This is a genomic window from Acidovorax sp. HMWF018 (assembly GCF_003061035.1).
GTDB lineage: Bacteria > Pseudomonadota > Gammaproteobacteria > Burkholderiales > Burkholderiaceae_C > Acidovorax > Acidovorax delafieldii.
The window spans coordinates 1-5,252 of sequence record NZ_QAIM01000035.1 but is presented as its reverse complement, the minus strand read 5'-3'; the positions used below and the strand labels follow the sequence as shown (position 1 = coordinate 5,252).

The following is a 5,252-nucleotide window of genomic DNA, read 5'->3' as shown; positions in this document are numbered from 1 at the left end:
GCGGCAAGCGAGCGCTCAACCTTCCTTGGCCGAACGTGTTTCGAGGCCCAAAACTCGTGCCATACTTGGCCTCATGCGGTTGAATTTCCTATCCGTACCTGCCGGAACACTTCGAGCTGGACCATGTGCTCTATCCCGGTTACGAACTCACGCTGAATGATGTCGTGGGCCATGCGATCCGATGCAGTTCCGAGGCCGTCCGGAGAGCGGTCGCTGCGTGTCTTGAAGACCCCGAGGCGGATGAAGAGGACTTTTACTGGCCGGGACAGGAGTACAGCCGCAGGTCCAGCCCGTTCGAATCGGAGGACCACGAACGCTGGTATGCGGTCGGCCCCTGGCACCACATTGCCCACGAGTTGGCCCATGGCCGGCGCTTTTTCAACGATGCCGCGCGCTCGTTCTTCGAGTGGTTGATCGGCGAGGCGCTCGAGGCCGAGGATCCAGAGACCCCGGGAACACCCGCCCTGGTGACCATGCTCGACGCCGGCGCGGCTTTCTACCGCTCCCGCATTGCCAGCGGTGAGCTGGAGGCAAGGTCGTTCGCAGAGAACCCGGGCATTGCGCTCGGCGCCGCTCCCAAGGAGCGAGCGGCCAACAACCGCATGAGCCCCGCCGGCGTTCCCTTGCTCTACGTTTCGCGGGAGATCGACACCTGCATCGCCGAAGTTCGTCCCTCGATCGGGGACACCGTGGTGGTGGGGCGCTTCCAGTCCACAGCATCCCTGAGGTTCTTCGATTTCACGAGGCTGGGTCGCCGGCTGCGACATGCCCCCTTGAGCTTGTTCGACCCCAGCTACCGAAAGCGCAGCGAACATCGGCTGCTGCTGGAGTACCTGCATGAAGAGATCGCTCGACCGGTCCGGACCGGCGATACGGATTACGTGATGACGCAGGCGCTGGCGGAGTTCATCCGCTACGACAAGAAGTGGGCTTTCGATGGCATCGCTTTTCGGTCCGTGCAATGCGAGGGTGGCGTGAACTATGTTCTGTTCGATAGAGGCGAGCCGGAGGCTATGCTGGCCCCGGACTGGCGGCCAGCCTTCCACCTGGCGATTGAGTGCGAGGCTGTCTCGATGCACGTGATCGAGGGCGTGCGTTATAGCCATGTTCCTGCCTCTATCCCGGTGCAGGCGACCAAGTCCTGGTGAACTGCGTATGGGCCACAGCGTGGCCTCGGGTGCGCTGCAGGCTACCCACGCCCCGCTGCGCCGGGCCTTGAAGACGCGCTTTGTTGCGAGAAGCTGGGCGCATGCTCAGCGACGAAGAGAAAGCCCGCATGCAGTCCTGTCTGCGCACCTTGCGCGAGGCCATGCCGGGCTTCGCCAGCCGCCGCGCGCAGTTGGTGATGATGGCCGAGGTGGCACATGTCCTTGGCACGCTGGATCGAGCGCGGTGGCAAGGAGGTCAGGGCGGGCCGGACGACAGAGTTCCACGTCTGCGCTGCGCCGATCGGTGGCGGAGAACGCCTGCGCACGCTGCTGTGGGATCGTGCCGGCGCTGCCGTGCTGACCTCGGCGACGCTGCAGGCCTGCGGCTCGTTCGACCTCTTCATGGAAGAGGCTGGCCTGAAGGCATGGGAGGGGGTGCATGCGCTCAGCCTGCCATCACCCTTCGACCATGCGGCGCAGGCCGAGCTGCACCTGCCGCGCATGCGCTCCCATCCGCTCGATGCCCAGGCGCATACCGAGGAGGTGGCAGCCATGCTGCCCGCCCTGCTCGAGGCGCAAGCCGGGTCTCTGGTCCTGTTCGCATCGGCAAGGCAGATGCATCAGGTCGCGCATGCGCTGCCGGAGGCGCTGCGCGAGCAGATCCTCGTGCAGGGAAGCACGTCCAAGCGCGAGCTGCTGGCGCGCCACAAGGCTCGCATCGACCAGGGCCAGCGTTCGGTCCTCTTCGGTCTGGCCAGCCTCTCCGAGGGGGTGGACCTGCCCGGCGCCTACTGCACGCACCTGGTAGTGGTCAAGTTGCCCTTCGCGGTGCCCGACGATCCGGTCGAGCAGACACGCCGGGAGTGGATCGAGGCGCAGGGGAGGTCCGCCTTCCATGAGCGCAGCGTCCCCGAGGTCGGCATCCGGCTGGCGCAGGCGGTGGGGCGGCTGCTGCGCACGCCCGAGGACCACGGCCGCGTCACGGTGCTGGATCCGCGGCTGGCGAGCACGCCGTGGGGCCGGCGCCTGCTGGCGGGCCTGCCGCCGTACCGACGTGTGCGCGGCGCGGCGCCAGGCTTGCCATCCGACGCGGCAACGGTCGATCGTTCGGCCGCGTGACGGCGCCAGCGGCGGCTCTTGAAGGTGCGTCGCGGTAGGAGATCCTGGGTGGACCAACACCGATCCACCCATGAACTCCATATGGAGGGCATCGGCGCGGTCGGCGTGCTCGAACCCATCGTCGTGCGGCCTGTGCTGGGCACCGACCTCTTCGAGATCATCGCCGGTGAGCGCCGTTGGAGAGCCGCAAGGAACGTCTTCGGCGACGACTACGACATGCCCGTGGTCATCAAGGACGCCAGCGACGAGGCGGCCGAGGCCATGTCGGTGATCGAGAACTACTACCGCGCCGCCATGTCGCCGGCCGAGGAAGCCCGTGCCGCGCAGCGCCAACTGCTGCGCCAGCGCGGCGACAAGGAAGAAGCCGCCCGCCTCATGGGCTGGTCGCCCGAGGTGTTGGAGCGGCGGCTCGCGCTGATGGCCTGCACACCCGCAGTGCTCAAGGCGCTGACTACGCGCAGCATCCAACTCGGCCACGCCGAACTGCTCTCGGGCACCCCACCGGAGAAGCAGGACGGCGTGCTGACGCAGAAGGTGCCGGTGACCTTGCCGAAGTCCCAACTCGGACGCTATGCGCGCCGGCTGCCTGATGGTTCCCTGGTTTTCGCCGCTTCTGGTCAGACATGCGAAAAGGTTGAACCTTATGCATTCGTATCAGTGCTCAGGCCGGGCCGCCGGCTTTGATCGCATCGTGTAGGCCTTCTCAGTCCGGGAGAGTGTCGAGGATCCGAGGCCGCTACCACGGCATTCTCGATGGACATCTGCGTCCGGCCTATGCGGTGTCCGAGGCGGCATGTAATCAATGTGCGCTGCGTCACGCGTGCGATCGTCCGGGTGAACCGCCCCGGGGCGGTTCACTACCTGCAGCAATGGTTCGCGCCGAGCGACCCGGCGATGGAGCAGTCTCTGCACAACATCCCCGTGTTCCGCCAGTTCGCCGCGCTGAGGGCCGTGGCGCGGTTGCTGGACGAGACGACGATCCTTCGGTTCCGCCACCTGCTTGAGAAGCAGGGCCTGGCAACCGAAAGGTGCCATTGCGGGCACCTGTCTCGCGGTTTAGAGGCCGCCCGCAGGATTGTTCTGTGGCCGGTTCGCCCGAGCTGGCTCGTATGGCACAAACGCGGGCACCGATGCGGGTATGAGAGCTTTGGCCCTAGCGTTCATTCCGGCTGGACTGACATCAGGCCAAACCCCAGTGTTGATCCGAGTCAAGACTGTCTCAATCGCCGCAGCTGACTCTGAAGGCTCGAACGTACAGTGCCCCGCACGGTCAACAATCGTCGTTCTGTAGAGACTCACATCTCCACCATTGGCCTGCATCTTCTGAACATACGAATCGATGATGTTTGGAGGCACCACGTTATCTCCTGTTGTATGCATCCGCAAGGAAGGTATCTTGGGTGTGCCGTGGACTGTTCGTCCCGGCCCGTTCCAGAACGCCGAGGCGGCGGGTTCCGCCTGTACACGGGTCGCGTCCCGCAGTGTTGCAAGATCGGCCTGGAGATTGAGTCCATTTGTCGAGTAAAGCGATAGCACCAGACGCCCGACTGCCGGCTCGGCGCGGGCCAGAAGTTGGGAGTAGTCGATGCCCGCATTCCAAGAGAGTTGCCGAACTGCCGGAGATGTCCCTGCATGCTCAAACATGAATCGAGACTGTCCTCCAGGTTGGGCGGCGTTGAGAAGCACAGTGTCGAAGACTGCACTTTGAAGCGCACCGAGATCGAAGGGATCTGGCTGAGCTCGTGTGGCATTGCTCCACACCGGCCACTGGCCTACTGCAGCAGCAAGCGCAATCCTAGCCCGACCTTCCTGGCTCTGCTGAGCTAGCGTGAGAGCGGCGCGCCATTTTGCAGATTGATCTGCTACGGAAGCAAGATCGGAGAAGCCGACGACCTGCAATTCTGATGCGATCAGCGTCTTCAGCACGAACCACCCATCCAACATCATGTTCATGAGTGGTACCGGCTCATGAGCGCACCCTACAACAACGCCATCAACCTTCTCGGGATAGCGCTCGGCAAAATTTAGAGCAACGAAGCCGCCGCCCGAGTGTCCATACTGGATCACCTTCGTAGGCTTCCCATAGCGCGCGTTGAACATGTCGATGACCGAGATCAGCTCTTGCTGCTCTCGATCCGGATCATAGTTAAAGTTTCTTTGCGGATTTCGACCGGTACCCGAAAGCGCGTAGCCTCGCTGCAACCAGTAGCAACTCCGCGCGCCGTCCTTAGCGGGAACATAGTCAAGGTCGTTGATCAACAAGCCGTTCCAGCCTGTTGGCCGACGCATGCTCCACGGCGACCCGTTTGCAAAGGCGCCCTCGGCCTCCACATAGGTAACGGTCCCATTGCATCCTGTCACTACAACTTCCTGCTGTGTCGGCGGACCATCAGCGTCCTTGTCGCTTCCGCCGCACGCCGTTAGTACAGCTGCCGCTATCACGCCGACGAGGCGCCTCGATTGACAACTGATAGATCCGATTGCCCTCACCTGCCGGTTTGGTTCACTTTTCATGTGGTCTCCTTTTTACATGTTGGTCGGCACCCGCTAACAGTCGAAAACGAAATCTACCCACTGCGAGCCTCAGGTGCATAGTTTGCCACCTAAGGAAAATAATATTAGGTAACTAATCTTGTGTCAACGGGAGTTATAGACTCGGCATAATTTATTCATCAACTTTTGTTGATGACCTGACTCCAAAGTTCATGGAAAAAGAAGATGCACGCAAGCAGTCGCGGGAAGTGCTGCAAGAACGGCGCAAGCAAGTTATCCGTTTGCATCGAAAAGGTGTTGGCGTGATGCAGATCGTGGAGCAAACCGGGCTGAGTTGGTCTGGTGTCAACGCTGCACTGCGCCTGTTCGAGCAAGGCGGAGCGGCTGCACTCAAGCCACCGCCATCGCCGCCAGCGTTGATCCAGCAACACTTGATCGCTGGCGAGCCTCAGTTTCAGAGCTGCGCCCAGATGGACAAACCCAGCAGAGTTG

At 62.6% G+C, this 5,252-nt stretch carries 5 protein-coding genes and 1 pseudogene; 5 read left to right on the top strand and 1 reads right to left on the bottom strand.

Annotated features, from left to right (window positions below):
* Positions 1–125: 125 nt before the first annotated feature.
* The 4 genes and pseudogenes from DBR23_RS01075 to DBR23_RS01060 form a co-directional block, all read left to right on the top strand.
* Positions 126–1,148 (top strand): RES family NAD+ phosphorylase, encoded by a 1,023-nt coding sequence (locus tag DBR23_RS01075; protein WP_146191183.1) that lies wholly within the window; start codon positions 126–128, stop codon positions 1,146–1,148.
* A gap of 216 nt (positions 1,149–1,364) precedes the next feature.
* Positions 1,365–2,267 carry a helicase C-terminal domain-containing protein gene (locus DBR23_RS01070; protein ID WP_059400345.1) on the top strand — a complete coding sequence of 301 codons (903 nt, stop codon included), beginning with the start codon at positions 1,365–1,367 and terminating at the stop codon, positions 2,265–2,267.
* A gap of 48 nt (positions 2,268–2,315) precedes the next feature.
* Complete coding sequence (locus DBR23_RS01065; protein ID WP_227740917.1) at positions 2,316–2,951, top strand: ParB/RepB/Spo0J family partition protein; 636 nt, start codon at positions 2,316–2,318, stop codon at positions 2,949–2,951.
* Between the two features lie 168 nt (positions 2,952–3,119).
* Positions 3,120–3,293 (top strand): annotated as a pseudogene (locus tag DBR23_RS01060) (transposase); the annotation flags it as partial.
* Between the two features lie 30 nt (positions 3,294–3,323).
* Here the strand turns inward: DBR23_RS01060 and DBR23_RS01055 are convergent.
* Complete coding sequence (locus tag DBR23_RS01055) at positions 3,324–4,781, bottom strand: alpha/beta fold hydrolase (RefSeq protein ID WP_108497019.1); 1,458 nt, start codon at positions 4,779–4,781, stop codon at positions 3,324–3,326.
* 191 nt (positions 4,782–4,972) lie between these two features.
* On the opposite strand from DBR23_RS01055, the gene DBR23_RS01050 reads away from it, so the two are divergent.
* The coding region (locus DBR23_RS01050; RefSeq protein ID WP_233250215.1) for a helix-turn-helix domain-containing protein at positions 4,973–5,252 on the top strand (280 nt) is incomplete at its 3' end.